The sequence below is a fragment of the Erwinia typographi genome, assembly GCF_000773975.1.
Taxonomy (GTDB): domain Bacteria; phylum Pseudomonadota; class Gammaproteobacteria; order Enterobacterales; family Enterobacteriaceae; genus Erwinia; species Erwinia typographi.
Genome location: NZ_JRUQ01000091.1, coordinates 1 through 26,283, shown reverse-complemented (window position 1 = coordinate 26,283; position 26,283 = coordinate 1). Strand labels below are relative to the sequence as shown.

Annotated in this window: 24 protein-coding genes; 11 read left to right on the top strand and 13 right to left on the bottom strand. The window is 56.7% G+C overall.

The window, feature by feature from the left end; genetic code table 11:
* Positions 1 to 677: zinc ABC transporter permease subunit ZnuB (gene znuB, locus NG99_RS25270; RefSeq protein WP_034899175.1), on the bottom strand; the 677-nt coding region annotated here is incomplete at its 3' end.
* Positions 674 to 1,426: a zinc ABC transporter ATP-binding protein ZnuC gene (gene znuC, locus NG99_RS25265; protein ID WP_034899173.1), complete on the bottom strand. Its 753-nt coding sequence runs from the start codon at positions 1,424 to 1,426 to the stop codon at positions 674 to 676. The genes znuB and znuC, both read right to left, overlap by 4 nt.
* Positions 1,427 to 1,503: 77 nt before the next feature.
* Between znuC and znuA the strand changes: the two genes are divergently transcribed.
* The 3 genes from znuA to lpxM all read left to right on the top strand — a co-directional run bounded on the left by znuA (position 1,504) and on the right by lpxM (position 4,899).
* Positions 1,504 to 2,451, top strand: coding sequence for a zinc ABC transporter substrate-binding protein ZnuA (gene znuA / locus NG99_RS25260; RefSeq protein ID WP_034899171.1), 948 nt, complete (start codon positions 1,504 to 1,506; stop codon positions 2,449 to 2,451).
* A gap of 13 nt (positions 2,452 to 2,464) precedes the next feature.
* The gene (mepM, locus tag NG99_RS25255) at positions 2,465 to 3,793 is read left to right on the top strand and encodes a murein DD-endopeptidase MepM (RefSeq protein ID WP_034899169.1); all 1,329 of its coding nucleotides are present in this window, start codon (positions 2,465 to 2,467) and stop codon (positions 3,791 to 3,793) included.
* Positions 3,794 to 3,927: 134 nt separating this feature from the next.
* Entirely contained in the window at positions 3,928 to 4,899 is a 972-nt protein-coding gene (gene lpxM / locus NG99_RS25250; RefSeq protein WP_034899167.1) for a lauroyl-Kdo(2)-lipid IV(A) myristoyltransferase, read from the top strand.
* 73 nt (positions 4,900 to 4,972) lie between these two features.
* Here lpxM and NG99_RS25245 read toward each other — a convergent pair whose 3' ends face one another.
* The 6 genes from NG99_RS25245 to NG99_RS25220 form a co-directional block, all read right to left on the bottom strand.
* Positions 4,973 to 6,208 carry an MFS transporter gene (locus tag NG99_RS25245; protein ID WP_034899181.1) on the bottom strand — a complete coding sequence of 412 codons (1,236 nt, stop codon included), beginning with the start codon at positions 6,206 to 6,208 and terminating at the stop codon, positions 4,973 to 4,975.
* A 132-nt stretch (positions 6,209 to 6,340) separates the two neighbouring features.
* The gene (locus NG99_RS25240) at positions 6,341 to 8,698 is read right to left on the bottom strand and encodes a GNAT family N-acetyltransferase (protein ID WP_034899166.1); all 2,358 of its coding nucleotides are present in this window, start codon (positions 8,696 to 8,698) and stop codon (positions 6,341 to 6,343) included.
* A gap of 1 nt (position 8,699) precedes the next feature.
* Positions 8,700 to 9,989, bottom strand: a complete 1,290-nt coding sequence (locus NG99_RS25235) for a lysine N(6)-hydroxylase/L-ornithine N(5)-oxygenase family protein (RefSeq protein ID WP_034899164.1) — start codon at positions 9,987 to 9,989, stop codon at positions 8,700 to 8,702.
* Positions 9,990 to 9,999: 10 nt separating this feature from the next.
* Positions 10,000 to 11,553 carry a pyridoxal phosphate-dependent decarboxylase family protein gene (locus NG99_RS25230; protein ID WP_034899163.1) on the bottom strand — a complete coding sequence of 518 codons (1,554 nt, stop codon included), beginning with the start codon at positions 11,551 to 11,553 and terminating at the stop codon, positions 10,000 to 10,002.
* A 421-nt stretch (positions 11,554 to 11,974) separates the two neighbouring features.
* Complete coding sequence (gene pyk / locus NG99_RS25225) at positions 11,975 to 13,417, bottom strand: pyruvate kinase (RefSeq protein WP_034899160.1); 1,443 nt, start codon at positions 13,415 to 13,417, stop codon at positions 11,975 to 11,977.
* Between the two features lie 106 nt (positions 13,418 to 13,523).
* Positions 13,524 to 14,396 (bottom strand): MurR/RpiR family transcriptional regulator, encoded by an 873-nt coding sequence (locus NG99_RS25220; protein ID WP_034899179.1) that lies wholly within the window; start codon positions 14,394 to 14,396, stop codon positions 13,524 to 13,526.
* Positions 14,397 to 14,770: 374 nt separating this feature from the next.
* Between NG99_RS25220 and zwf the strand changes: the two genes are divergently transcribed.
* Together zwf and NG99_RS25210 are read left to right on the top strand one after the other, a co-directional pair.
* Positions 14,771 to 16,246 carry a glucose-6-phosphate dehydrogenase gene (zwf, locus tag NG99_RS25215; RefSeq protein WP_034899157.1) on the top strand — a complete coding sequence of 492 codons (1,476 nt, stop codon included), beginning with the start codon at positions 14,771 to 14,773 and terminating at the stop codon, positions 16,244 to 16,246.
* A 205-nt stretch (positions 16,247 to 16,451) separates the two neighbouring features.
* The gene (locus NG99_RS25210) at positions 16,452 to 17,090 is read left to right on the top strand and encodes a bifunctional 4-hydroxy-2-oxoglutarate aldolase/2-dehydro-3-deoxy-phosphogluconate aldolase (RefSeq protein WP_034899156.1); all 639 of its coding nucleotides are present in this window, start codon (positions 16,452 to 16,454) and stop codon (positions 17,088 to 17,090) included.
* Between the two features lie 75 nt (positions 17,091 to 17,165).
* Here NG99_RS25210 and purT read toward each other — a convergent pair whose 3' ends face one another.
* The gene (gene purT / locus NG99_RS25205) at positions 17,166 to 18,344 is read right to left on the bottom strand and encodes a formate-dependent phosphoribosylglycinamide formyltransferase (protein ID WP_034899176.1); all 1,179 of its coding nucleotides are present in this window, start codon (positions 18,342 to 18,344) and stop codon (positions 17,166 to 17,168) included.
* 137 nt (positions 18,345 to 18,481) lie between these two features.
* Here purT and NG99_RS25200 point away from each other — a divergent pair, with 137 nt between their 5' ends.
* From NG99_RS25200 to NG99_RS25190, 3 genes are all read left to right on the top strand, one after another.
* Positions 18,482 to 18,877: a YebG family protein gene (locus NG99_RS25200; RefSeq protein ID WP_034899154.1), complete on the top strand. Its 396-nt coding sequence runs from the start codon at positions 18,482 to 18,484 to the stop codon at positions 18,875 to 18,877.
* A gap of 141 nt (positions 18,878 to 19,018) precedes the next feature.
* Entirely contained in the window at positions 19,019 to 19,672 is a 654-nt protein-coding gene (locus tag NG99_RS25195; protein WP_034899152.1) for a tellurite resistance TerB family protein, read from the top strand.
* A gap of 138 nt (positions 19,673 to 19,810) precedes the next feature.
* Entirely contained in the window at positions 19,811 to 21,877 is a 2,067-nt protein-coding gene (locus NG99_RS25190) for a prolyl oligopeptidase family serine peptidase (protein ID WP_034899150.1), read from the top strand.
* Here NG99_RS25190 and exoX read toward each other — a convergent pair.
* From exoX to NG99_RS25175, 3 genes are all read right to left on the bottom strand, one after another.
* Positions 21,874 to 22,539, bottom strand: a complete 666-nt coding sequence (gene exoX / locus NG99_RS25185) for an exodeoxyribonuclease X (protein ID WP_034899148.1) — start codon at positions 22,537 to 22,539, stop codon at positions 21,874 to 21,876. The genes NG99_RS25190 and exoX overlap by 4 nt on opposite strands.
* A gap of 12 nt (positions 22,540 to 22,551) precedes the next feature.
* Positions 22,552 to 23,310 carry a carbon-nitrogen hydrolase family protein gene (locus tag NG99_RS25180; protein WP_034899146.1) on the bottom strand — a complete coding sequence of 253 codons (759 nt, stop codon included), beginning with the start codon at positions 23,308 to 23,310 and terminating at the stop codon, positions 22,552 to 22,554.
* A gap of 79 nt (positions 23,311 to 23,389) precedes the next feature.
* Positions 23,390 to 23,620, bottom strand: coding sequence for a DNA polymerase III subunit theta (locus tag NG99_RS25175; RefSeq protein ID WP_034899145.1), 231 nt, complete (start codon positions 23,618 to 23,620; stop codon positions 23,390 to 23,392).
* A gap of 175 nt (positions 23,621 to 23,795) precedes the next feature.
* Here NG99_RS25175 and yobA point away from each other — a divergent pair, with 175 nt between their 5' ends.
* Genes yobA through NG99_RS25160 form a run of 3 tightly spaced genes read left to right on the top strand, consistent with a single transcriptional unit; the run spans position 23,796 to position 25,428 of the window.
* Positions 23,796 to 24,146 (top strand): CopC domain-containing protein YobA, encoded by a 351-nt coding sequence (gene yobA, locus NG99_RS25170; RefSeq protein ID WP_034899143.1) that lies wholly within the window; start codon positions 23,796 to 23,798, stop codon positions 24,144 to 24,146.
* 1 nt (position 24,147) lies between these two features.
* Positions 24,148 to 25,029 (top strand): copper homeostasis membrane protein CopD, encoded by an 882-nt coding sequence (copD, locus tag NG99_RS25165; protein ID WP_034899141.1) that lies wholly within the window; start codon positions 24,148 to 24,150, stop codon positions 25,027 to 25,029.
* A gap of 60 nt (positions 25,030 to 25,089) precedes the next feature.
* Positions 25,090 to 25,428 carry a YebY family protein gene (locus NG99_RS25160; RefSeq protein WP_034899140.1) on the top strand — a complete coding sequence of 113 codons (339 nt, stop codon included), beginning with the start codon at positions 25,090 to 25,092 and terminating at the stop codon, positions 25,426 to 25,428.
* Positions 25,429 to 25,761: 333 nt separating this feature from the next.
* Here NG99_RS25160 and NG99_RS29520 read toward each other — a convergent pair.
* On the bottom strand, positions 25,762 to 26,283 hold a 522-nt coding region (locus NG99_RS29520), incomplete at its 5' end, for a hypothetical protein (protein WP_232298369.1).

The window sequence follows — 26,283 nt, the reverse complement described above, 5'->3', positions numbered from 1 at the left end:
GTTACCGCCACAATCCCCACCAGCACCGCAATCCCCGCCATCTGCTCTGGCGAACGCGCAAAGCGCCTTGCCGTTGCCGCAGGAATAATCAGCAGCGAAGTGATAATTAGCGCGCCGACAAACTTCATTGCCACGCCGATGGTTAACGCCGTCACCAGCATCAGCACCATTTTAGTCCGCTGAATATTCACGCCGTCCACCTGCGCCAGCTCCGGACTGATGGTCATCGACAGCAGCGACCGCCAGTTCAGCGCCAGCACAGCCAGCACGATAGCCACGCCCGCCGCGATGGTGTAAAGGTCAATTGGCGTGACGGAGAGCAGGTCGCCAAACAGGTAGGCCATCAGATCGACCCGCACGTTGGACATCAGGCTCACCACCACCAGGCCCAGAGACAGCGCGCTGTGCGCCAGAATCCCCAGCAGCGTATCAATGGCCAGATGGGGACGACGCTCCAGCCAGACCAGCAGCAGAGAGAGCAGCAGCGTCACGGCGATAACGGCGTAGAAAGGGCTGACGTTGAGCAACAGGCCGAAGGCTACCCCCAGTAACGACGCGTGGGCAAGCGTATCGCCAAAATAGGACATCCGCCGCCACACCACAAAAGAGCCGAGCGGGCCAGCCGCCAGCGCCAGTAAAAATCCCGCGAACCAGCCGGGTAAAAGCAGTTCAATCACTGACCTTGTCCTCTGCGTAATACAATGCGTCCCTGTAAATCGTGACGGTGATTATGGTGATGGCGGTAAATCGCCAGCTGTTCAGCGCCGCGCGTGCCAAACATTGAAATAAATTCCGGATGTTTAGACACCACTTCCGGCGTGCCGGAGCAGCAGATATGTTGATTGAGGCACAGCACTTCGTCGGTCTTCGCCATCACCAGATGCAGATCGTGGGAGACCATCAGCACGGCGCAGTTCAGCTCATGGCGAAGCTGGTCAATCAAATCATACAGCGCGACCTGGCCGTTAACGTCCACGCCCTGAGTAGGCTCATCCAGCACCAACAGCTGAGGTTGATTCAGCAAAGCACGGGCCAGCAGCACGCGCTGCATTTCGCCGCCGGAGAGCTTTTGCAGCGGAGAGCTAAGCAGTTGAGCCGCCTGCACCCGCTTAAGCGCGGGCAGAACGTCCTCCCGCTTGACGCCGCCGCGCAGCAGCATAAAGCGCTCGACGGTCAGGGGTAGGGTGGCGTCAAGATGAATTTTCTGCGGCACGTAGCCGATACGCAACTGCGGCGGACGGACCATTGTTCCACGGTCGGGCTGGATCAGCCCCAGTACCACGCGCACCAGCGTCGACTTACCCGCGCCGTTCGGACCGAGCAGGGTCAGAATTTTGCCGGGCTGTAGCGTCAGCGACACGTCGGAAAGCACATGGCGTTGACTAAAGCTGACCGAAATTTTTTCCAGAGTAATCAGTGATGACATAAATATTACGGCTTGCAGAAGTTTTAGAATGTTATAATATCACATTCCATCGACTTCTCACGATGGATTGACGCATTATGTTACATAATAAAAAACCGCTTTTTACCCTGTTCTCCGTGCTGGGATTAGCCGCTTCGGTTGCGGCGCCAGCCCACTCTGCCGTAGTGGCTTCCATCAAACCTTTAGGCTTTATTGCCGCTGCGATCGCCGATGGCGTAACGCCAGTGGAGGTTCTGCTGCCTGACGGTGCCTCCGAACATGACTACGCACTGCGTCCATCTGACATTAAACGCTTGCAGGGCGCGGATCTGGTGGTGTGGATCGGGCCAGAAATGGAAGCCTTTATGCCCAGAGCCGTGGCGCAATTACCCGCGCAAAAATCGATAGAAATATCAGAATTACCTGGGATAAAACCGCTGTTAATCAAGGGCGATGAAGAAGACGAGCACCACCATGATGAAAGTGACCACGATCACGAAGCGTCTGAGCATGAGCATCATCACGGTGAATATAATATGCACCTGTGGATGTCCCCAGAGATAGCAAGGCAATCGGCGGTTGCAATCCACGCAAAATTATTGGAACTTATGCCGCAAAGCAGAGACAAACTAGACGCGAACCTGCAATATTTTGAAGCAGAATTGGCATCGGCCAATACGCAAATTGGATCTCAGCTTGCGCCGGTCAAGGGAAAGGGATATTTCGTTTTTCACGATGCTTACAGCTACTTTGAAAAACACTTTGGTTTGACCCCGACGGGTCATTTTACCGTTAACCCAGAGATCCAGCCGGGCGCCCAGCGACTACATCAAATACGAACACAGCTGGTTGAGCAGAAGGCCGTATGCGTCTTTGCTGAACCACAGTTCAGGCCGGCCGTGATAGATGCGGTTGCCAGAGGAACCAAAGTGCGTTCTGGAACGCTGGATCCGCTGGGAATTGACATCACTGTTGCCAAAGACAGCTATGTGAAATTTCTTTCGCAGCTGTCGAGCCAGTACACGAGCTGCCTGAAAGGAGCCTAGAGGAAATTCATAAGTGCAGCAGATTGCCCGCGCTGTCAGTATGGCGTTTAACACATTGCCGCGAACTCACCGCATCATGCTGGGTTCGCTCACCGTAGTCACCCTGGCCGTCTCCGTCTGGCGGCCTTACGTTTACCATCCCAGCGACGAAACCAACCCGATTGTTAAAAGCATCGAACTGGATAAAAACCAGCTGAGAACGCTGCTGCCTGAAGCCAGCGAACCGATCGATCAGGACACGCCCGCGCCTGAGGATGATGTGCCAAAGGATGAGATCGATCAGGATGTGCCGAATGAAACCGGCACCCATGACTACGTGGTCTCTTCTGGCGATACGTTAAGCAGCGTGCTGAACCAGTATGGCATTGATATGGGCGACATTAATCAGCTGGTTAAAGTAGACAAAGATTTGCGTAATTTGCAGGTGGGCCAGCAGCTGAGCTGGACGCTGACCGATGACGGTCAGCTGCAACGTCTGAGCTGGGAAGCCTCCCGCCGCGAAACACGCACTTACGACCGCTCTGGCACAACCTTTAGCTCCTCTTCCGAAGTGCAAAAAGGCGAGTGGAAAGATATCGTGCTCTCCGGCACCGTTAACGGCAGCTTTGTGAACAGCGCCAGGCAGGCGGGGCTGAGCAGTGGTGAAATCAGTTCGGTGATCAAGGCGTTACAGTGGCAAATGGACTTCCGCAAGCTACGTAGCGGCGATAAATTCTCGGTGCTGATGTCACGCGAGATGCTCGATGGTAAAAGCGAGCAAAGCCAGCTTTCCGGCGTGCGTTTGCAGTCAGGGGGCAAAGATTATTACGCCATCCGTGCCGCGGACGGTAAATTCTACGACCGCACCGCTGCCGGGCTGACGCAGGGCTTTATGCGCTTCCCTACGGTGAAACAGTATCGCGTATCGTCCAACTTCAATCCCCGTCGCCTCAACCCGGTAACCGGCCGCATTGCGCCGCACAAAGGGGTCGACTTCGCTCTGCCTGTGGGCACGCCGGTGCTGGCGATTGGCGACGGTGAAGTGATTGTGTCCAAACGCAGCGGCGGAGCGGGTAACTATGTGGCCATCCGCCACGGTCGCCAGTATATGACGCGTTATATGCACATGAAAAAACTGCTGGTCAAACCTGGCGATAAGGTGAAACGCGGTGAGCGTATCGGCCTGTCCGGCAGCACTGGCCGTTCCACCGGGCCGCACCTGCATTTTGAAATCTGGATTAATAACCAGGCCGTAAACCCGCTGACGGCAAAATTGCCGCGGATGGAAGGGTTAACCGGTAAAGACCGTAGCGCTTACCTGGCACAGGTGCGTGAAGTGATGCCGCAGCTACGCTTTAAATAAGGCTATCTCTGCGTTGATCTCAAGGCCGACGGGGTTTTCCCGCCGGCTTTTTCATTTTATCTACGGAATGATTCGGGCATTGCAAAATTGTTCGTGCGCACTATCATTAGCCGGTTATTGTCTGGGACGAGTGCATGGAAAACAGTAAAAAAAGTAACGTTGAATTTATTCCTACCTTTCAGAAATCTTTTCTGTTGCCGCGTCACTGGGGAAGCTGGCTGGCAATTGGTGCCTGTGCGGGACTGGCCTGGGTGCCGCCTGCGATCCGCGATCCGCTGCTGGGCGGGCTGGGCCGCTTTGGCGGCAAGTTGGCTAAAAGCGCCAGACGGCGAGCGCAAATCAATCTTTTTTACTGCCTGCCTGAGCTGCCGGAAGCGCAGCGCGAAAGAATCATTGATGAGATGTTTGCTACCGCGCCTCAGTCGATGGTGATGATGGCCGAGCTGGCGATGCGCCCGGAACATACCCGCCGCCGTATCCGCTGGCACAACAAAGAGATTATCGACGACATCCGCGCTCAGGGGCAGAATATCATTTTCCTGGTGCCGCACGGCTGGGCGGTGGATATTCCGGCGATGGTGCTGGCCTCCGAAGGACAGAAGATGGCGGCGATGTTCCACAACCAGAGCGACCCGCTGCTGGACTACGTCTGGAATGCGATCCGTCGCCGCTTTGGCGGCCGTATGCACGCCCGTAACGACGGCATCAAGCCGTTTATCAGCTCGGTGCGCCAGGGATACTGGGGGTATTATCTACCGGATCAGGACCACGGCGCCGAGCACAGCGAATTTGTTGATTTCTTTGCGACTTATAAAGCCACGCTGCCAGCCGTGGGCCGTCTGATGAAGGTTTGTCGCGCTCGCGTCGTTCCTTTGTTCCCGGTGTTCAACAGCAAAACGCACCGGCTGGACATCTATCTGCGCGAACCAATGGATGACCTGCTGGAGGCGGATGATACTACGCTAGCCCGGCGGATGAATGAAGAGGTTGAGTGGCTGGTGCGGCCAAACCCGGAGCAGTATACCTGGATCCTCAAGCTGCTAAAAACGCGCAAAGAGGGCGATATCGAGCCCTACAAGCGCAAAGATATCTATCCCAAAAAGTAATCGCCGCTAAGAAAAAAGGCGGGGTGCATCAACAGCACTCCGCCTTTTTTGTCTTGCACAGCGCAGAACGGCATCAGCCTGATGACTTTATCGCCGAACGACGCTTGCGCTCGCGCAGGAAAGATCGCACCAGCCACAACCACGCCAGGCCGCAGGCCAGATTTACCGCGCTAAACCAGAAGCTGCCGCCGCTAAAGTAAGCGCCTTTCGCCAGCTCAATACCCGCGGCAAAGACCACAATGCTGACCATGCCCAGCATGGCGGCTACGCTGCCTTTACCGGCGCTGCTGGAGAATAGCGTCAGGCGATACAGCCCGGCGTTCACCAGCCCGGTGCCAAAGCCGTACAGGCTCAGCCCCGCCGTCAGCCACAGGTAACTGTGCGGATTAATGGCGGTGCACAGCGCCGCCAGCAGCAGGCCGCCAAGGATTGGCCACGCGCCCAGCTTGAGCGGCTGCTCAATCGGCAGTCGGCCTGACAGGCGCCCCAGCGTGAGGTTCCCGGCGATCATCGCCACAAATACCGGCAGCTGAAGCAGGGCATAATCCATGCGGGACAGGCCTTCGTCGTGGATCAGGATCACCGGCGAGAGGGCAACCCACGCGAGACAGGGGATGGTTACCAGCCCAATGGCCAGCGATCCACTCATCACCTGCCGGTCCCTTAACAGCGAATAATAGCCTTTGCCTAGCGACCTCAGCGAAAGCGAGGTGCCCCGATCGCCGGAGGTTTCCGGCATGGTTTGCCACAGCCCAATCAGCGCCAGCGCCGTTACGCCGCCAAACAGCCAGAACATGGTGCGCCAGTCGCCAATCGAGAGGAAGGCCGCACCGGCCAGCGGTCCGGCGAGGGGAGCCAGCAGCGCCACGTTCGCCATCAGCGCCATGATCTTCACGCTGAGCGATTCGTCGAACGCCTCCTGGATCGCGGCATAGCCTACCGCGCCGATAAAGCAAAGGCTGATCCCCTGTAAAAAGCGCAGCAGGATAAATTGCTCAATGCTCTGCACCCAGTGCGTAGCGAAGCAGGTCAGCATAAAGAAGGCGACCCCGGCCAGCATCACCGGACGGCGCCCGAGCTTGTCAGAGAGCGGCCCCAGCAGCCATTGCAACACAATGCCGCCGACCAGGTAGGCGGTGAGCGAGGCGGAAACCCACTCTGGCCCAACGTTAAATTCGCTGGTTACCAGCAACATACCGGGCTGGATCATGTCGTGTGCGATGTAGGTCGCGAATTCAAACAGCACGAGGGAGAGAGGAAAAATCAGATGGCGGCGGGTTAGGCTCGACACCGGAATAAATGAGGCCATTCTGGCTCCTTCCAGCAAGGATAAAATAATAAAAGACGCGGCCGCCGAAGCGACCGCGCCAACATACACCAGTTTTATGCCGGATTGATGAATTATCTGGCGCACAGCCTGATGCCGTTTACGCCAGGTTAATCATTTCTGGCGAAACGCCGCAATCGGGTTGACCAGCGTTCCGGCGAACTTGAGGTTTTCTGCCGGATCGGCCAGGTTAATCATCTGCTGGTTGTTCGCCAGCTGCAGGCGGTTCAGGCAGGAGAGGGTAAACTCCGGCGTGAACATATCGTAGCGGGCAAACTTAGCAGCGAACTGCGGATGCGCCTGCTGATACTCCTGCACGCACTTCGCCACCGCCTGCCAGAATTTCTCTTCAGGCAGCGTGGCGGACTCGTCGAGGATCGCGCTGATAAAGCGGAAGATGCAGTCGAAAACGTCGGTGAATACCGACAGCAGCTTCAGATCGTCGGGAACGTCCACCGCCAGGCGCTGTACCTTCTCCGGCAGCACCGCATCCGGATTCATCACGGCAATCTCTTCCCCGATGTCCTTCATATAGGCGCTGACCGGCACATTATTTTCCAGCAGCAGGATCAGGTTTTCACCGTGCGGCATAAACACCAGATCGTGCTGGTAGAAGCAGTGTAGCAGCGGGCTGAGGTAGCAGGTCAGGTAGCGCTCAATCCACTGTTCAGCCGGCAGCCCCGAGTCAGCGATCAGCGCGGGCAGCAGTGCCTTCTGGTGCCGATCGACGTGCAGGAAAGAGGCCATCGTCATCAGACGCTGGTTGGGCTGAAGGTTGGCTACCGGATTGTCGCGCCACAGCGCCGCGAACATCTTCTTATAGGCCGAGTCGCCGCTGATGGCTTTTTCGTAATAGCGGTTGTGGTAGCCCACTGCCGCGACCTCACGCAGGATGCGGAAGTCGCAGCGCTGGAGCCACTCATCTCCAGCCACCAGCGCCTCCAGCCATTCGTTAATCGCCGGAGTGGTAGCCATATAATAAGGCGACAGGCCGCGCATAAAGCCCATGTTGAGCACCGACAGCGCGGTTTTTACATAGCGCTTGTTTGGCTGGCTGCGGTTGAAGAAGGTACGAATGGACTGCTGGGCCTGGTACTGGTCGTCGCCCGTACCGAGATAAACGATGTCGTTATTGGCGATATCGGGGGCAAATACCGTCAGCAGCTTGTTCTGCCACTGCCACGGGTGCACCGGCATGAACAGATAGTCATCCGTCGCCAGCCCTTTTTCTCTCAGCTGCTGGTTAAAGCCATCCACTACCGGCTGGCCCAACTCATCACGCATCAGCTGCTCGTACTCCAGGTTGCTGAGGCTGGAGAAGTGCGCGTTGCGCAGGTGAACGGCCACCCATACCAGGTTTATCGGCGAGGCGGCTTCCGGCGCGTAAGCCAGATAGTCCCGGGCATCAAAGCCGATACGGCCGTTGTTAGCCACGAAGCAGGGGTGACCCTCAGTCATGGAGGCTTCTACGGTCTGGAAGTCTGCGCTGACCAGCGCAGCGCTGTCCGGGTTGTTTTTTTGCAGCTTGTAAACGCTGCTGCACAGCGTGCTGGTGATTTCTTCCATATAGGTCGCCAGCATCGCCGCAGGAATGCCAATCTGCTGGTTGAATTCAACGATAAATTGCAGCGCGTCCAGCGTCAGCAGGTGGCCGTTCTCCTGTTTGCTCAGCGAGTCCGGGTCAATTTCCCAGTGATCCAGCGCCAGGCGGCGTGCCTTAAACTGATAGTCGGCCTCGCCGCCGGGCACGGCCAGCGTGAAGATCCCGTTGCCCAACGCCGATGGCGTGATAATTTTCTCGTGGGCAAATTCGGCAATGGCCTTGCGGATTAGCATTCGGTTGGCCTGCGCCCAGTTGTCGCCTGACAGATGGGAGCCGGAAAGAAGCGGGTTGGCAGTAGTCATAGTCAGCGTTTCCTGCAGTAAGGCTTGTTGGTAGTCGTCGCGCTGGCAGAAGGCCAGCCACGCGGTTTTGTGACCCATATCGATGGTGTGCTGGTAGCGGAAGCCCGCGCGCTTGTTCAGCGGATGAATTTTGGCGTTGCGCACGTCCGGTTCCACCACCACGCGCAGCACCTCAGGGCGGCTGAACATATAGTCCATCACCACGCTGAACACCTGCCAGCTGAACTGCCGTACCGGCCGGTTAGCGGGGGCGATCAGAATATGCATACCGTAATCGCCCGGCTGTGCCGGATAAAATTTGCCGACCTCATCCTCCGCGGCCTGGTAACACTCCATCAGGAAGACCGGCTTATCATCACAGCAGCCAATCAATGCGGCGGTGGGATTATTCGCGGTGAGGTTGCGATAGAAAGTGGCAACCTGCTCCAGGCTGTCGTTTTGCATTCCCCAGAAGCGCGCGTAATCACGGGTGACCCAGCTGTGGATCAGCGAGGCGTCTTCAGCCTGCATCGGGCGGAGGGAGATCTGGCCCGCCGGACGGGCTCTGCTAAACAGTGTTTGTGACATATCAACGTTCCGATTGGGCCGGGAAGGTCTGGAAAGCGATCTGGCGCTCGACGGGATAGACTTCCCTGCCGGCCAGCTCGCGCAGTAAGACGGAGTTGCGGTAGCACGCCATTCCCAGATCTGGCGTGACGAATCCGTGAGTGTGCAGCTCGGCATTTTGCACGAAGACCTGGTTATCATGGTCAATGCTGTAGTTGCGCTGCACGTCGTAGCGGCCTTTCTCGTCCCAGCGCAGGCGCTGGGCAATGCCTTCGATAAACATTGGTGGCCGGTAGTGATAGCCGGTTGCCATCACCAGTCCTTCGGTCCGGCGGGTAAAGGCGCGGTCCTGTTCCTGCTGATGCAGCGAAAGCTCCAGTTCGCCGTTGGGCAGCCAGCGCATCCCTTTCAGCTCGGAGTGAGTGAACAGGTTAACGTTCAGCTCGCCGTCCAGCTGCTTAACGTACATCAGGTCATAGATCTCGTTGATCAGGCTGCTGTTGATGCCTTTGTACAGATTTTTATGACGGGCATTCAGCGCATCACGCCTCGCGGGCGGCAGGTCGTGAAAGTAGTCAATCCATTCGGGAGAGGTCATCTCCAGCGTCAGCTTGGTGTATTCCAGCGGATAGAAGCGGGGCGCACGGGTAACCCAGTTGAGCTGATAGCCGTAGCTGTCGATGTCGCTCAGCAGGTCATAGTAGATCTCAGCGGCGCTTTGTCCGCTGCCCAGCACGGTAATTGAGCTTTTCTTTTGCAGTTCGGCCTTGTTAACCAGATATTCGCTGGAGTGGGTGAAGCGCTCGCGGTAAGGAAGGCTGCACTCCGGCATCCACGCGGCCGGTCCGGTGCCGAGCACCAGATGGCGGGCCAGCCATTCCTGCGGCTTGCCGGTCTGGCTGTCGACCGAGCGAATGCGGTAGCACTGCCGATCCTGATCGTAGCTGACATACTCGACGCGCGTATTCCAGCGCAGGTTGCTCAGCTGTGAGCAGGCCCACTGGCAGTACTGGTTATACTCTTTGCGCATCAGGAAAAAGTCTTCCCGGATATAGAAAGAGTAAATTTTTCCCTTCTGCTTCATATAATTAAGCAGGCTGTAGCGGCTGGTAGGATCGGCCAGCGTCACCAGATCGGCCATAAACGGCGTCTGCAAATGCGCGCTTTCCAGCATCATGCCCGTGTGCCAGTCAAAGCCGGGGTTCTGGTCAAGGAACACGCCGTTTAGTCCCTCAACCGGTTCGCTCAGGCAGGCCAGGCCCAGGTTGAAAGGGCCGATGCCGATGCCGATAAAATCATAGATAGTAGTCATAGTCTGGGTCTCACTGATTAGCCGCATTCAGCGCAGAGTGCTTAACCTGTTCACGACCGTAATGCACGATCAGTGCAATCACGTCTTCCAGGTCTGCCGCTGTGGTCGTGGGGTTCAACAGGGTAAATTTCAGATACTGGCGACCGTCAACTTTGGTGCCGGCGATCACCGCGCTGCCGGAGCGGAACAACGTTTTACGGATATTGGCGTTGATCTCATCTACTGCCGCGTCGCTCATGCCGGGACGCGGTACGTAACGGAAGATTTGTGTGGTCAGCTCTGGCGCGTGAAGGACCTCAATCGCCGGATGCGCGCTGAGCAGCGTATGGGCGGTCTGCGTCAGGTCGATGATGGCGTCAAACGCCTCACCCAGCGCCGATGGTCCCATAATGCGCAGCGTCATCCACATTTTCAGCGCGTCAAAGCGGCGAGTGGTCTGGATGCTTTTGTTCACCAGGTTTGGCGTCCCTTCCTGCTGAGCGCTCAGCGGGTTCAGGTAGTCCGCGTGGTGGGTCACATGGCTGAGGTGCTGCTTGTCGCGGACAAAAAATGCGCCGCAGCTGACCGTCTGGAAGAAAGATTTGTGGTAATCGACGGTCACGGAATCGGCTTTTTCAATGCCGCCAAGGCGCTGGCGATGCTGTTCAGAGACCAGCAGGCCGCAGCCGTAGGCCGCATCTACGTGCATCCACAGCCCGTGCTGTTTGCACAGGTCGGCGATGGTGTGCAGCGGATCGATGCTGCCGAAGTCGGTGGTGCCGCTGGTGGCGACCACGGCAATCGGAATCAGCCCCTGCTGGTGGCAGCGCTGGATCTCCTGCTGTAGCTTGTTCGCATCCATCCGGTATTGCGCGTCATAATCCACTGGGATCACGGCATCATAGCCCAGGCCCAGAATAGCCATCGATTTCTGAATGCTGAAATGGCTGAGTTTTGAGGTAAACACGCGCCATTTGCTGGCATCCTGCGGCAGACCCTGATGCTTGATCAGGTGGCCAGGATGGTGCGCGGCACACCAGCTATCGCGCGCCAGCAGCATGGCCATCAGGTTGGACTGGGTGCCTCCGCTGGTGAAAATGCCATCCGCCTGCTGAGGCAGACCGATACGTCCCAGCGTCCAGTCAATCACCTTCTGCTCGATTAGCGTCCCACCCGCGCTCTGATCCCAGGTGTCTACCGAACTGTTTACCGCCGCCATGATCTGTTCGGCCAGCAGGGAAGGGAGCACGACCGGGCAGTTCAGGTGGGCAACATATTTAGGATGATGGAACCAGACTGCATCTTGCAGATAGAGCGCTTTCAGCTCATCCAGCGCCGCCTCGTTACTGCCTAGCGGCACGTTGAGATCGACACTGGAAAACCTGGGCGCCAGCTCATGGGGGAGAATGCCGCTGAACGGTTTTTCAACGGTATTGATCGTGCCGGACAGCAGCGTCAGCACTTCCTGCGTTTGTTGATTCCACGCGGCCAGCTGCTGATTATTAAAGAGATAATCCTGGGGGCCTGCGGCCTCTTGCGAAAGATGCAGACGAGGCACCGGCTGAGTTTGTGCACGTAAAACCATAACGATTCCTTAGAAAAAAGACGTAGTAAGCCCTGCCGTCCTGAAAAAAGGACGACCCTGTACGTCTGACGCCGCAGCATCAGTTCAAATTCATTAATGCTTGTAGGGGAAGGTAAAACTTCCAATGACACATCAATCCAGTGGTTTTAGCTATATTTAACTAAAATGACTCCAGTTTGTGTGGTTTTGTGGCGATAAAGTGCCGTTTGTTATTGAGGATGAGATTATAAATGGTAATCATTATCATTCAATAGAATTGATGTGACAGTCGTGTTATAAGTGTTGTTAATGTCGAAAGTGTGATATAGATCACAATATGGCATTCAGAGACGGCAGAAGGGCTGTAAACAGGCTAAGGACGTGCTACGGGAAGATAAGAAAAAGTTATTGAGCCTTGCGGCTCAATAACTTGAGGGGGGAATTATTCGACGCGTAAAACCCGGCTGGTGTTGGTCGTACCGGTGGTGCTCATCACGTCGCCCTGGGTGACAATGACGAGATCGCCAGACATCAGAAAGCCCTTGTCACGCAGCAGGTTAATAGCGTCGTGCGCGGCGACTACGCCGTCGTTATGGCTGTCGAAGAACACCGGCGTCACGCCGCGATAGAGTGCGGTAAGGTTCAGCGTGCGCTCATGGCGGGACATAGCGAAGATCGGCAGGCCAGACGTGATACGGGAGGTCATCAGCGCGGTGCGGCCCGACTCGGTCATCGTGATAATCGCCGTAACGCCCTGCAGGTGGTTAGCCGCATACATGGCCGACATGGCAATAGCTTCTTCAATATTGTCAAACTGCACGTCAAGGCGGTGCTTGGAGACGTTAATGCTGGGGATTTTTTCCGCGCCGAGGCAGACTTTCGCCATCGCGGTTACGGTTTCCGCAGGGTACTGACCGGCAGCGGTTTCCGCCGACAGCATTACCGCATCCGTGCCGTCCAGCACGGCGTTTGCCACGTCCATCACTTCGGCGCGGGTCGGCATTGGGTTGGTGATCATCGACTCCATCATCTGGGTGGCGGTGATCACCGAGCGGTTCAGCTGACGCGCGCGGCGGATCAGCGCCTTCTGGATGCCAACCAGTTCAGGATCGCCTATCTCAACCCCGAGATCGCCCCTTGCAACCATCACCACGTCAGAGGCCAGGATGATGTCGTCCATCGCTTCCTGGGTAGCGACGGCTTCCGCCCGCTCAACTTTAGAGACGATTTTTGCATCACAGCCTGCATCGCGCGCCAGACGGCGGGCATAGTTCAAATCTTCCCCACAGCGCGGGAAGGAGACGGCAAGATAGTCGCAGTTGATTTTCGCCGCGGTATGAATATCCGCCTTGTCTTTTTCGGTCAGCGCTTCAGCCGAAAGGCCGCCGCCAAGCTTGTTAATGCCTTTGTTATTGGATAACGGTCCACCGACGGTCACCTCGGTGAACACCTTCATTCCCTGCACTTCCAGCACTTTCAGCTGCACGCGGCCATCATCCAGCAGCAGGATATCGCCAGGGACGACGTCAGAGGGCAGCCCTTTATAGTCGATGCCGACTTTTTCTTTATCGCCTTCGCCTTTAGCCATGCTGGCATCCAGCAGGAAGCGGTCGCCGACGCTGAGGAACACCTTGCCCTCTTTAAAGGTGGAAACACGGATTTTCGGGCCCTGTAAATCGCCGAGGATCGCGACATGGCGGCCAAGCCTGGCGGCAATTTCACGAACTTTATTGGCGCGCAGCATATGATCTTCAGCCGTGCCATGAGAGAAGTTCAGACGAACAACGTTGGCACCCGCAGCGATGATTTTTTCCAGGTTATTATCACGATCGGTTGCGGGGCCCAAGGTAGTTACGATCTTGGTTCTTCTGAGACGTCTTGACATGTATGACTCCGTTGACGTTGAAAGGGGTGTTGCCGGAGCAATCCCTGAAAAGGTTCACTTAATGTAACTGCAAACAGGTCGGGTACAGCGACCCTTTACGGATCGGCTAGCGACGAGAGAGCGTCGCCAGCGTCTCCTCTTTTTCGAATCTCGACTCTTTCAGCGCGGTTTTAACCCGTTTCAGATTATCGCGAAACTTAGCCCCGCGCCGCAGGGTAAAGCCAGTGGCCAGCACATCGATCAGCGTCAGCTGCGCGAGCCGGGAAACCATCGGCATATAGATGTCAGTGTCTTCCGGGACGTCCAGCGCCAGCGCCAGCGTGGCCTCACGGGCCAGCGGCGAGTCGGGAGAGGTGATTGCCAGCACCGTGGCGTCATTCTCCCGCGCAAGCTGCGCCAGTTCGACTAAATTTTTAGTGCGGCCCGTGTGGGAAATCAGCACCACCACGTCGCCTTCCGTACTGTTGATACAGCACATCCGCTGCATCACAATATCATCGGAATAGATGACAGGCACATTGAAGCGAAAAAATTTATTCATCGCGTCATGCGCCACGGCGGCCGATGCGCCCAGGCCAAAAAAGGCGATTTTTTTCGACTGGGTCAGCAGATCCACCGCGCGATTGATCGCCGTGGCATCCAGCGCGTTACGCACGCGATCCAGCCCGGCCATCGCCGATTCAAAAATTTTGGCAGAGTAGGCCTCAACGCTGTCGTTTTCATCAACGTTGCGGCTGACGTAGGGCGTGCCGTTTGCCAGACTTTGCGCCAGCTGTAGCTTAAAGTCGGGGAACCCTTTGGTTTGCAGGCGGTGGCAAAAGCGGTTGACGGTGGGTTCACTGACGTCGGCTTCCCGGGCCAGCAGGGCGATGCTGGCGTGGATAGCGGAGCCGGGGGAGGCGAGAATCACCTCCGCCACTTTTCGCTCGGATTTGCTAAGGTGTTCCAGGTGCGCCTGGATTTTTTCCAGCATATTCATAACGGCGTCCACTCATACATTCTGACGATTTCAATCAAAGGAGAAATCGATGTCAATTTGTAGAGAATATACAGTGCGCTAATTGGCTGCGGGCAGGGGAAGCGTGCCTGACCCTGCCTTTTTTATCAGACTTTGAGCTGTGTCTAACTTTCACAGTTGTAAATGCAGTAACAAAAAAGTCGAAAAATTACGCACGAACTGCCGCTTGGTCGGTGGGAAAATGGGGACAATTGCATACTCTGTGCTGGTTGAGCGCTGTCAGGTTTACGCGGACCCAGCAAAAGCAGTACATTGTATTGAAAGAAAATTACAATAAGAGCCTGACTGCTTACGGACCATAGGGTTCAGGCTTATCCTGCAACGAGGAGAATATAATGGCGGTTACACAAACAGCCCAGGCATGCGATCTGGTGATTTTCGGTGCCAAAGGCGACCTTGCACGCCGGAAACTGTTGCCTTCCCTGTATCAACTGGAAAAAGCCGGTCAGATCCACGAAGAATCCCGCATTATCGGGGTTGGCCGTGCCGACTGGGACAAAGCAGCCTACACCAAGGTAGTGCGTGAAGCGCTGGAAACCTTTATGAAGGAGAAAATCGACGAGGCGCTGTGGGACAAACTGAGCAGCCGACTCGATTTCTGCAACCTTGATGTTAACGATGTGGCGCACTTCAGCAAACTGGGTAAAATGCTTGACCAGAAAAAACGCGTCACCATCAACTACTTTGCTATGCCACCGGGTACCTTTGGCGCGATCTGTAAAGGTCTTGGTGCCGCCAAACTTAACGCTCAGCCTACACGCGTGGTGATGGAGAAGCCGCTTGGCACCTCTCTGGAGACTTCCCGCGAGATTAACGATCAGGTTGGCGAATTCTTCGAAGAGAACCAGGTCTTCCGCATTGACCACTATCTGGGCAAAGAGACGGTACTTAACCTGCTGGCGCTGCGCTTCGCCAACTCGCTGTTTGCGGCTAACTGGGATAACCGCACCATCGACCACGTACAGATCACCGTGGCGGAAGAGGTCGGTATCGAAGGCCGTTGGGGATACTTCGACAAAGCGGGGCAGATGCGCGATATGATCCAGAACCACCTGCTACAGGTTCTGACCATGATTGCCATGTCGCCGCCTGCGGATCTCTCTGCGGACCGTATTCGTGACGAAAAGGTTAAAGTCCTGCGCTCGCTGCGCCGGATTGACCACAGCAACGTGCGCGATAAAACCGTGCGCGGGCAGTACACCTCCGGCTTTGTACAGGGCAAAAAAGTGCCTGGCTATCTGGAAGAAGAGGATGCCAACAAGTCCAGCAGCACCGAAACCTTTGTCTCTATCCGCGTGGATATTGACGACTGGCGCTGGGCTGGCGTGCCGTTTTACCTGCGTACCGGTAAACGTCTGCCGAGCAAATGTTCTGAAGTGGTGGTCTACTTCAAGAACCCGGCGCTGAATCTGTTTAAAGAGTCCTGGCAGGAGCTGCCGCAGAACAAGCTGACCATCCGCCTTCAGCCGGACGAAGGGGTGGATATTCAGATCCTCAACAAAGTGCCGGGTCTGGATCACAAGCATAATTTGCAGACCACCAAGCTTGATCTGAGCTTCTCCGAGACCTTTAATCAGTCCCATCTGGCCGATGCCTATGAGCGTCTGCTGTTGGAAACCATGCGCGGCATTCAGGCGCTGTTCGTTCGCCGTGATGAGGTGGAAGAGGCCTGGAAGTGGGTTGATTCGATCATGGATGCCTGGGCGGCAGATAACGAAGCGCCTAAGCCTTATCAGGCCGGCACCTGGGGGCCTGTCGCCTCGGTGGCGATGATTACCCGAGACGGCCGTTCCTGGAACGAGTTCGAGTAACCCAACGCTGCTTTTACCGCCATGCAAAAGCCTCGCCCTGGTGCGGGGCTTTTTTTTTTGCGCGGGGCCGGGAGCCATTTCAAAAAAATGAACCGTAGTTTTAAAAAACTGAGCAAGCGCATGGACGGCGGGAAGGGCAATCCTGTATGGTAGATGCTGAATCCCTGTCCTGACGCCGCGCGCGTCGCTTTGGAGAAGCAGAACGATGAGTAACTGGAAAACCAGCGCAGAGCAAATTCTGACGACCGGCCCGGTTGTGCCGGTGATTGTGGTCAACAAACTTGAGCACGCGGTGCCGATGGCAAAAGCCCTGGTGGCGGGCGGCGTGAAAGTCCTGGAAGTGACGCTGCGAACGCCCTGCGCGATGGATGCGCTGAAGGCGATGATCAGAGAAGTGCCGGAAGCCATTGTCGGCGCGGGTACCGTGCTTAACGTGCAGCAGTTGCAGGAAGTGACCGAAGCGGGCGCGCAGTTTGTTATCAGCCCAGGTATTACTGAATCTCTGCTTAAGGCCGCCGTTGCGGGGCCGGTGCCGCTAATCCCAGGCATCAGCACCGTTTCAGAACTGATGACCGGTCTGGATTATGGCCTGCGTGAGTTTAAATTCTTCCCGGCGGAAGCCAACGGCGGCGTAAAAGCCTTGCAGGCCATTGGCGGACCTTTCCCGCAGGTGCGCTTCTGCCCGACGGGCGGCATCTCTCCGGCTAATTACCGTGACTATCTGGCGCTGAAAAGCGTGCTTTGTATTGGCGGGTCGTGGCTGGTTCCGGGCGATGCGCTGGAAGCGGGGGATTACGATCGTATTACTCAGCTGGCTAAAGAGGCCGTAGCGGGAGCACGCTAAGGCGGTTGTCGGCTAAAAGGGAGAGCAACAGGGGCGACTTGAGTCGCCGCGCTGCTCTCCCGTTCATTATTTCACTTAACCGCTAACCTTCACACCGGCCGCACAAGCGATGGCGCGCGTTACCGCCTCGTCGATGTTCTCGCCAGTGGCAAGCGCTACGCCAAGACGGCGTTTGCCGCGAATCTCCGGCTTGCCGAACAGGCGAACCTGCAAGCCTGCGGCCAGTACGCCGCCGAGGTTGGCAAACTGGACATTGTCGCTGTCCAGTTCGGGCAGGATCACCGCCGATGCCGCCGGGCCATACTGACGGATACCGCCAACCGGCAGACCAAGGAAAGCGCGAACGTGCAGCGCGAACTCGGAAAGATCCTGAGAAATCAGGGTCACCATGCCGGTATCGTGTGGGCGAGGGGAGACTTCGCTGAATATCACTTCGTCGCCGCAGACAAACAGCTCAACGCCGAACAGGCCGTGACCGCCCAGCGCTTTTACCACGGTTTCCGCTATTTTCTGCGCGCGTTGTAACGCCAGCTCGCTCATTTGCTGAGGTTGCCAGGACTCGCGATAATCACCGTCCTCCTGACGATGGCCGATCGGCGCACAGAAGTGGACGCCATCTACCGCGCTGATGGTCAGCAGGGTGATTTCAAAGTCAAATTTCACCACGCCTTCCACGATCACCCGGCCTGCACCGGCTCGTCCGCCCTGCTGAGCATATTCCCAGGCGGCATCCAACTGCGAGGCCTCACGGATAAAGCTCTGGCCTTTACCTGAAGAGCTCATCACCGGTTTAACGATGCACGGGAAGCCGATCTCCCCGGCAGCCTGACTAAAGGCGTCGTGGCTGTCGGCAAAGCGGTAGGAGGACGTTGGCAGCCCCAGATCTTCCGCCGCCAGCCGACGGATACCCTCGCGGTTCATGGTCAGGCGGGCCGCGCGGGCGGTTGGCACCACGCGCTGCCCCTGTTTTTCCAACTCAATCAGCATATCGGTGGCGATGGCCTCGATTTCCGGCACGATATAATCAGGACGTTCCTGCGCAACCAGCGCTTTCAGCGCTTCGCCATCAAGCATATTAATAACGTGACTACGGTGGGCGACGTGCATCGCTGGCGCATCGGCATAGCGGTCAACGGCAATCACCTCAACGCCAAGACGCTGACATTCCAGCGCCACCTCTTTGCCCAGTTCACCTGAACCTAACAGCATTACGCGGGTTGCTGCGGGGCGCAGCGCGGTACCAAGAGTGGTCATAATCTCTACCTGATTGGATGAAAAAAACGCGCGCAGTATAAACGAAAACGATTGCGCGCACATCCGCTTTCCTAAGTTGAGCAAAAAGGCGCTTTCTGGTATACTGTATAAAAATACAGTTAACTGAGGTGTGGACTATGGCTGTTGAAATTAAATATGTTGTCGTCAGAAAAGGTGAGGAAAAGATGACATTCGCCAGCAAGAAAGAAGCCGACGCGTACGACAAAATGCTCGATATGGCGGAAGTCTTTTCCGACTGGCTGGGCGAAGCGCCGCTGGTCTTCGACGAAGAGCAGCGCGAGCGGCTTGGCATGTTCCTGGCTGAAAACAAAGAGGCCGTTCAGCATATTCTGCGCACCAGTAAAATGCCGGAAGTCAGCGAGCCTGCGGCAGCGGGCGACACCACGCCAGCTGAAGCGGTGGCGGAAGATCTGCACGCTGATTCTGGCGAGCCGGACCTGCATGAGCCGGACGTTCAGGCAGGTAAAACCAGTAAAGCCAAATCTTCGGCACGCGCCGCTAAAGCCGCCTGATCTCTCCCTGCCTGACGTCGGGCGCCTGGCAACAGGGCTCTGCCTGCGCTGGCGTAAGGTTTTCCTGGCTTTGCGTGGCTTGACGCTTCTTGACGCGGTTCCCTTTATGCTGGGATTTTTCTGCTGAAGGAAGGAGAGGAAATGAGTAACTGGCTGCAACAGATTCAATCCGTACTGGGAGGCAGTAAAGAGGGCAAGGGCGGGGGCGAAGGCCTGAGTAAGATGCTCGCGCCCGGCGCGCTTGGCGGCCTGGCCGGGCTGCTGATTGCCAGCAAATCCTCCCGCAATCTGCTGACGAAGTATGGCAAGAACGCGCTGATTATCGGCGGCAGCGCGGCTGCTGGCGCAATACTGTGGAAGAAGTACAAAGAGCGAGTCAGCGAGACGCACCGGAATGAGCCGCAGTATGGTCAGCAGCAGTCTCCGGTGGATCGTCGGGCTGAGCGCCTGGTGCAGGCGCTGGTCTTTGCCGCCAAAAGCGATGGTCATATCGACAGCCAGGAGCGTCAGGCCATCAATGAGCATATCCACCAGGCTGGATTGGGGGCTGAAGCTGAAAAACTCATTCAGCGCGCTATTGATATGCCGCTGGACCCACAGCAGCTGGCGCGGGATGTGAAAAACGAAGAAGAGGCGCTGGAGGTCTATTTCCTCAGCAACCTGGTGATTGACGTGGACCACTTTATGGAGCGCAGCTACCTTCAGGCGCTGGGCGATGAGCTGAAAATCCCTCAGGACGTTCGTGACAGTATGGCTGACGATATCAAGGCCGAAAAGCAGAAGATTACCGCCTGATCTCCCGGCCGGGTTGACCTCGTCGCCATCCCGGCAGCTCCTTTTACACTAATTCGTCAATCGCTCTCCATAGTGCTTGGCAATCCCACCGACAGCTGCCACCCTTAGCCTGTGTAATTGATCCCGCGGAACCGAATGATGCTTAAACCACCGATTGCCAAAAAAATTCCTTTTGAAATGACGCTGCACGGCGAAACTCGTACCGATAATTATTACTGGCTGCGCGATGACCAGCGGGAAGATCCTGCGGTGCTGGAGTATCTCCAGCAGGAGAATGCCTACGGCAAAGCGATCATGCAGTCGCAGCAGGCGCTTCAGGATAGCCTGCTGAAGGAGATCATTGAGCGTATTCCCCAGCGCGACAGCTCGGTGCCTTATGTGAAAAACGGCTACCGCTATCAAAGCCGCTATGAAGAGGGCAACGAATACACGCTGTATACGCGCCAGCCGGAAGATACCCCCACACCCGAACGCTGGGATGTTCTGCTGGACGGCAATCAGCGTGCGGAGGGCCACGATTTTTACACCCTTGGCGGGATTGGCATCGCCCCGAATAATACCGTGATGGCGGTTGCGGAGGATTATCTGTCGCGGCGTCAGTACGGCATCCGCTTCTGTAACCTGGAGACCGGCAGCTGGTACCCGGAAGTGCTGGAAAACGTCTCTTCCAGCTTTAGCTGGTCCAGCGACAGCAGCTTGCTGTTTTACGTACGGAAAGACAGCCAGACGCTGCTGCCTTATCAGGTCTGGTGCCATAAGCCAGGCACCAGCCAGCAGCAAGACCGGCTGGTGTACGAAGAACAGGATGACACCTTCTACGTTGGCGTGCACAAAACCACTTCGGAAGCGTTTATTCTGATCACGCTGAACAGCAGCACCACCAGTGAAGTCCTGCTGCTGGATGCCGCTCGTCCCGACGCGGAGCCGCAGATGTTCTGCCCGCGCCGGAAAGATCACGAATACAATGTCGATCACTATCAGCAGAGCTTTTATGTTCGCTCTAACCGCGAAGGAAAAAATTTCGGCCTTTACCGCAGCGATACGCCAGCCGAAGATCGCTGGCAGACGCTGATCCCCGCCAGGCCGGAAGTGGTGCTGGAGGACTTCAGCTTGTTCCGCGACTGGCTGGTGGTTGAGGAGCGCGAGCGTGGGTTGACCAGCCTGCGGCAGATTAACTGGCAGACCGGCAGGGAGAGTGGCGTGGCTTTTGACGACCCGGCCTGGGTTACCTGGCTCTCATATAACCCCAGCCCGGAAACCAGCAGGCTGCGCTATGGCTACTCGTCAATGACCACCCCGGACACGCTGTTTGAGCTGGATATGGATACCGGCGAACGCAAGGTGCTTAAGCAGACGGCGGTAAAAGGTTTCGATGCCAGCCGTTACCGCAGCGAACGCCTGTGGATTACCGCCCGCGATGGTGTCGAGGTGCCCGTGTCTCTGGTATACAACCGCGATCTTTATCAGCCGGGGGAAAATCCACTGCTGGTGTACGGCTACGGATCTTACGGCAGCAGTATGGATGCCGACTTCAGCGCCAGCCGCCTGAGCCTGCTTGACCGTGGCTTTGTTTTTGCTCTGACCCATATCCGCGGTGGCGGAGAGCTTGGCCAGCAGTGGTACGACGACGGCAGGCTGCTGAACAAGCTGAACACCTTCAACGACTTTATCGACCTGACCGACGCGCTGGTGGCAAAAGGATACGGCCATCCGGACAAGCTATACGCGATGGGCGGCAGCGCGGGCGGTCTGCTGATGGGCGCGGTGATCAACATGGCGCCGGAACGCTTCCACGGGGTGGTGGCCCAGGTGCCGTTTGTTGATGTCGTCACCACCATGCTGGATGAATCCATTCCTTTAACCACCGGTGAATATGACGAGTGGGGCAACCCGGCGGAGGAGAAGTATTACCGCTATATCCGCCAGTACAGCCCGTACGACTGCGTTAGCGCTCAGGCCTATCCGCACCTGCTGATCACCACCGGGCTGCACGATTCGCAGGTGCAGTACTGGGAACCGGCAAAATGGGTGGCAAAGCTGAGGGAGATGAAGACCGATGGCAATCTGCTGATGATCTTTACGGATATGGAATCCGGTCACGGCGGCAAGTCGGGCAGATTTAAAGCTTATGAAGGAGTGGCGCTGGAATACGCCTTTATTATCGCGCTGGCGCAGGAGACGCTCAGCGCGGGCGACGCTAACTAATCAGCCGACGACAGCGCCCGCTCCATCGCGCTGCGCAGGTCTGGTTTCAGATCCGGGATATTTTTCAGCATCCATTTAAGATAGCCCGGATCGCGCTTCACCACGTCATCGATCTTGCTGCCGCGATATTTACCGAAAGGAAAGGTGGTACTGGAGCCGCGCACCAGCATCCGTCGCACCATTTCCTCCGCATCCCAGCCGGAAAAATCCATAATTCGGATTAGCAGGGCGGCGGTGACGTAGCAGTCGTACAGCGCCCGGTGTGCGTGAAGATCCGCTGGTGGCGTCACCTCAAGCCGTAAGGTTTCCCTTAGCGCCTGGTTGCTGTACTTAATGCCCGGCCAGAGCCCGCGCGCCAGAGTCATGGTGCATATCCACTCTCCGTGCATCTCCGGCAGCATCCGCCGGTCAAAGCTGGCATTGTGCGCGACGTAGTAGGGGCTGCCGTGATAGCGGCTTATAGCCTGCTCGATCGGAGGCTTGTCCGCCACCATCGCTTCCGTAATGCGATGGATAGCCATCGCCTGATGGCCGATCGGCCGGTCCGGGCAGATCAGGTCGCTCATTGGATTCACTATCTTGCCATCAATCACATCGACCGAAGCCACTTCAACTATCCCGCCCTGCAGGCCGCAGGTTTCGGTATCTATCACGCGTAGCATAATTCGTCCCTTTTAAATAACTGACGGGTAGCGTAACGAATGCACCTCTCCTTGCCAATCTTTACCGGTTCTTCTCGCAACCACTAACTGCTCGCTTTCGCCGCCGACGATAACCTGCTTGCCGCTTTCATCCCACAGCGCGCTCTTACCCGCACTCTGATAGCCGCCGGTGGGCAGGGCGTGGTTAGCCATCAGCACCGCCATCTTATAGTCGCGTGACCAGCGGGCCAGATAAGCACAATCATTAAGGTAGCCATTTTCTGACACCAGCACGCCGGTAGCGTAAAGATTCGCGCCGCGCCTGGCCGCATCGCGGGCAAACTCTTCAACGCTGATATCGGCACAGATGGCCATCGCCACATGATGATGCTGATAGCCAAAGAGCGGAACGCCTTCCCCTGCGCTGAAAAAAAGCTTCTCATCGCCGAACAGGTTCCGCTTGCCATAGGCCATGCGCGTGCCGTCAGGCAAGAATGCGATAGCGCTCAGCAGCGTATCCTGCCCGGTTAACAGCGGCAGCCCGATCACTAGCGACATTTGTTTTTCGCTGGCGGCGTCGGCAAAAACCTGTAAACGAGGATCGTCCATGGTCATGGCCAGCTGGGGCACCAGCGCCAGCTCGTAGCCGGTGAGGGAAAGCTCTGGGAAGATCATCAGGTCGACATGGTGGGCCGCAGCCTGAGCAATAAATTCAAGATGATGGGTAATGTTCCAGGCAATGTCACCTGGACGCGATCCTGATTGGGCGGCAGCGATACTCCAGACAGACATAAGCTCTCCGGCAGGGTCTGATTGAGGTCTTTATCACAACCGAAGCGGTAAGGAAAAACAAGCGAAATAAGTCGTTGCGCTATTTCTGCTTCGGCTCATAAGGCAGACGTGAGAAGTTCAGCGAGGCCTGACGATACTGCGTCAGACGCTGGCGGAACCACTCGCGCAGCGCTTCGGGCTGCTCGCGTTCTACCATTTCGGCGACCACCGGCATGTTATAGCGCTCTTTAAACGCCACGCCAGCGGCGGCAAGGTCGACGTTAACCTTATCTTTCTCTTCCTGTGGCAGTTCAGCCAGGTTGTTTTTCATCGGGTTTCTCCTCTTCCGGCAGGGAAAATATAGCAGTTAGTGCACTTTCGCAAGCCTGGCAACGTCCTGTGGTGTTAACGGCTCGACACCTTATTTTAAGCGGAGTATCCTTTCGGCCTCATCGCAGCTATTGGGCTGCCAAGGACAGGATGATACGACATTGCGTAAGTTCACCATGCTTTTTGCCCTGGCGCTGACCGCCGCCGCTTTCTCACAGCAGGCTTCTGCTCATGCTCATCTGAAGAGCCAGTACCCTGCCGCTAATGCCCACGCTGAGGCTTCTCCTCAGGCGCTGACGCTCACCTTCTCTGAAGATATTGAACCGGCCTTCAGCGGCGTTGAGGTGACGGACGGCAATCAGAAAGCCGTTCCGCTGGCGAAGGCCGAGCGCGCGCCCGCGCAACACAATCAGCTGATTGCCCCGTTACAGCAGCCTCTGACCAGCGGCCAGTACCTGGTTAACTGGCATGTGCTGTCGGTCGACGGCCATAAGACTAAGGGGAATTATACCTTTAGCGTTAAGTAATATGTCGCTCGGCATCTTCTATATCCTCTGCCGCTGGCTGCACTTTGCTGCGCTGATGTCGCTGGCTGGCGCCAGTCTGTTCACCGCGCTGATGACTCCGGCCCGCTTCAGGGGATACCTGGCCGGGCGTTTTAGCGTGCTGCTGAGCTGCAGCGCGCTACTGGGGATGCTGACCGCTATTCTGCTGCTGGCTGCTCAAACTGCCCTGATGGGGAACGGCTGGTCAGATATCGGCAATGCCGAGGTCTGGCTGGCAGTACTCCAGACCCGCTTTGGCCAGGTCTGGCAGTGGCAACTTGTTGTTGCCGTAGCCGCCGTAGCCGCACTGAAGCTTAAGGGGCTGGTTCGCCAGCAGATGCTGCTGCTGTGCGGGGCAGGGCAGCTTGTCGGCCTGGCCTTTGTTGGACATGCTGCAATGCTGGATGGCGGTATGGGTCTGCTTCAGCGCACCAACCAGGCTGTGCACCTGCTCAGCGCCGCCTTCTGGGCTGGCGGACTGGTTCCGGTAGTGATGCTGATGAAAGAGGCCAGGCAGATGGCGACGCGCTACGAAGCCATTCGCACGCTGATGCGTTTCTCCCGCTACGGGCACCTTGCGGTGGCGCTGGTGGTGATTAGCGGCGCAATCAACGCGCTGTTGCTGCTGCCAGGCTGGCCGCCGATCCATTTTGGGCTGTACAGCCAGCTGCTGCTGGCTAAAGCGCTGCTGGTGTTGCTAATGGGCTGCGTGGCGGTATTTAACCGCTACTGGCTGGTGCCGCGCTTTCAGCGCAGCGGTGAGAACGCCCAGCAGAAATTTTTGCTTACTACGCTGGCAGAGCTGGTGCTTGCCGCGCTGGTTCTGCTGCTGGTCAGCGTGTTTGCCACGCTTGAGCCAGCCTGAGCCTGATTATTTCTACCGCCTGTAGAAGGCAGGCGTTATCTCAAGAGGTATAGTGACACCATGAAAAAATTGGCCAGCCTGATGATTGCTATGAGTTTTTGTTCCAGCGCTATGGCGGCGCAGATTATCACCGTCAGCCGTTTCGAAGTGGGCAAGGATAAGTGGCCGTTTAACCGGGAAGAGGTGATGCTGACCTGTGCCAAAGGCGGCGCGCTGTTTGCCATCAACCCCAGCACGCTGATGCAGTACCCGCTGAATGATACCGCCAGTGAGCTGGTGAAAAACGGCCAGGCTAAAGGGCAGAATATCAGCGTTATCCAGAGCGACGACCCGCAGCAGCCAGGTCAGAAGATGAGCCTGACGGCGATTGTTGAGCGCACCCAGAAACTCTGCGATTAGGCCCTGAACGTTAGCTAATACGCTAATCAGCCAGATTATTTACCCGACTGCCGACCGACGTGGTAACGGCTGTCTTGCCATCTGGCAAGGCAGCCAGCCTGTTTCTGCCGCCACGATCACAGAGCCAACATCTTTCCCACAAGCCGTTTACAACTGGCTGGAAATCCCTCGTATCTGTACTACCTTTTAAAGGGCAAGGCGACATCGCCTGCATAAATGCCAACTTTTAGCGCACGGCTCTCACAAGGAGCCATTTCCCTGGACCGAAGATAGGAATCGTCTTCGGTCTTTTTTTATAATGCATTTTAAAATAGCTGGTTATAACTAAAATCCTCAGTCCCTAAGCTTCGCCCTTGGCGGCTTAGTCACACCGCTGTCCGTACGATCCGATGCTGATAATCTTTCCGACGCCTGCTGATTTAACATGTTTTGCAGATGCAGGGTATTCCTGTCTTCACGTAATCTGGCTGGGGCTGGTCTGGTCGGTAACGAAGCGTTAGCGAACGGATCGCCAAACCGTGCCGAGTGCTGACGTTGTAAATCTCTGGCCAGAATTGTTTCACCTGCTGGATGAGGAACCGCTGCCCCAGGTGCACTGCTGTGCGTCTGCTGCGTAGTAGGGGATTGACTGTCCTCGCCGGTCATCTCAACCTCGTTGCTTGGATCTTGCGGCGGGGTAGCAACTGTTGCGGTCACAGGTTCTTCTGGCGGCCTTTCCACGCCGCTGCCGGAGGCTTCTGTGTCAGCCGGAGGTGGTGTATGTACGCTGGCTACCTTGTTGGTTTCATCTTGCGGCGGGGTAGCAACTGTTGCGGTCACAGGTTCTTCTGGCGGAGTTTTCACGCCGCTGCCGGA

Bases quoted from the DNA above. Each gene is read 5' to 3' on its own strand.
- NG99_RS25160 (WP_034899140.1), top strand. From the start codon at position 25,090: ATGAAAAAATTGGCCAGCCTGATGATTGCTATGAGTTTTTGTTCCAGC.
- NG99_RS25230 (WP_034899163.1), bottom strand. From the start codon at position 11,553: ATGGTTTTACGTGCACAAACTCAGCCGGTGCCTCGTCTGCATCTTTCG.
- NG99_RS25235 (WP_034899164.1), bottom strand. From the start codon at position 9,989: ATGACTACTATCTATGATTTTATCGGCATCGGCATCGGCCCTTTCAAC.
- NG99_RS25220 (WP_034899179.1), bottom strand. From the start codon at position 14,396: ATGAATATGCTGGAAAAAATCCAGGCGCACCTGGAACACCTTAGCAAA.
- NG99_RS25245 (WP_034899181.1), bottom strand. From the start codon at position 6,208: ATGGCCTCATTTATTCCGGTGTCGAGCCTAACCCGCCGCCATCTGATT.
- NG99_RS25200 (WP_034899154.1), top strand. From the start codon at position 18,482: ATGGCTGTTGAAATTAAATATGTTGTCGTCAGAAAAGGTGAGGAAAAG.
- yobA (WP_034899143.1), top strand. From the start codon at position 23,796: ATGCTTTTTGCCCTGGCGCTGACCGCCGCCGCTTTCTCACAGCAGGCT.
- NG99_RS25175 (WP_034899145.1), bottom strand. From the start codon at position 23,620: ATGAAAAACAACCTGGCTGAACTGCCACAGGAAGAGAAAGATAAGGTT.
- pyk (WP_034899160.1), bottom strand. From the start codon at position 13,417: ATGTCAAGACGTCTCAGAAGAACCAAGATCGTAACTACCTTGGGCCCC.
- NG99_RS25195 (WP_034899152.1), top strand. From the start codon at position 19,019: ATGAGTAACTGGCTGCAACAGATTCAATCCGTACTGGGAGGCAGTAAA.
- znuA (WP_034899171.1), top strand. From the start codon at position 1,504: ATGTTACATAATAAAAAACCGCTTTTTACCCTGTTCTCCGTGCTGGGA.
- NG99_RS25190 (WP_034899150.1), top strand. From the start codon at position 19,811: ATGCTTAAACCACCGATTGCCAAAAAAATTCCTTTTGAAATGACGCTG.
- copD (WP_034899141.1), top strand. From the start codon at position 24,148: ATGTCGCTCGGCATCTTCTATATCCTCTGCCGCTGGCTGCACTTTGCT.
- NG99_RS25210 (WP_034899156.1), top strand. From the start codon at position 16,452: ATGAGTAACTGGAAAACCAGCGCAGAGCAAATTCTGACGACCGGCCCG.
- purT (WP_034899176.1), bottom strand. From the start codon at position 18,344: ATGACCACTCTTGGTACCGCGCTGCGCCCCGCAGCAACCCGCGTAATG.
- zwf (WP_034899157.1), top strand. From the start codon at position 14,771: ATGGCGGTTACACAAACAGCCCAGGCATGCGATCTGGTGATTTTCGGT.
- exoX (WP_034899148.1), bottom strand. From the start codon at position 22,539: ATGCTACGCGTGATAGATACCGAAACCTGCGGCCTGCAGGGCGGGATA.
- NG99_RS25240 (WP_034899166.1), bottom strand. From the start codon at position 8,698: ATGTCACAAACACTGTTTAGCAGAGCCCGTCCGGCGGGCCAGATCTCC.
- lpxM (WP_034899167.1), top strand. From the start codon at position 3,928: ATGGAAAACAGTAAAAAAAGTAACGTTGAATTTATTCCTACCTTTCAG.
- znuC (WP_034899173.1), bottom strand. From the start codon at position 1,426: ATGTCATCACTGATTACTCTGGAAAAAATTTCGGTCAGCTTTAGTCAA.
- NG99_RS25180 (WP_034899146.1), bottom strand. From the start codon at position 23,310: ATGTCTGTCTGGAGTATCGCTGCCGCCCAATCAGGATCGCGTCCAGGT.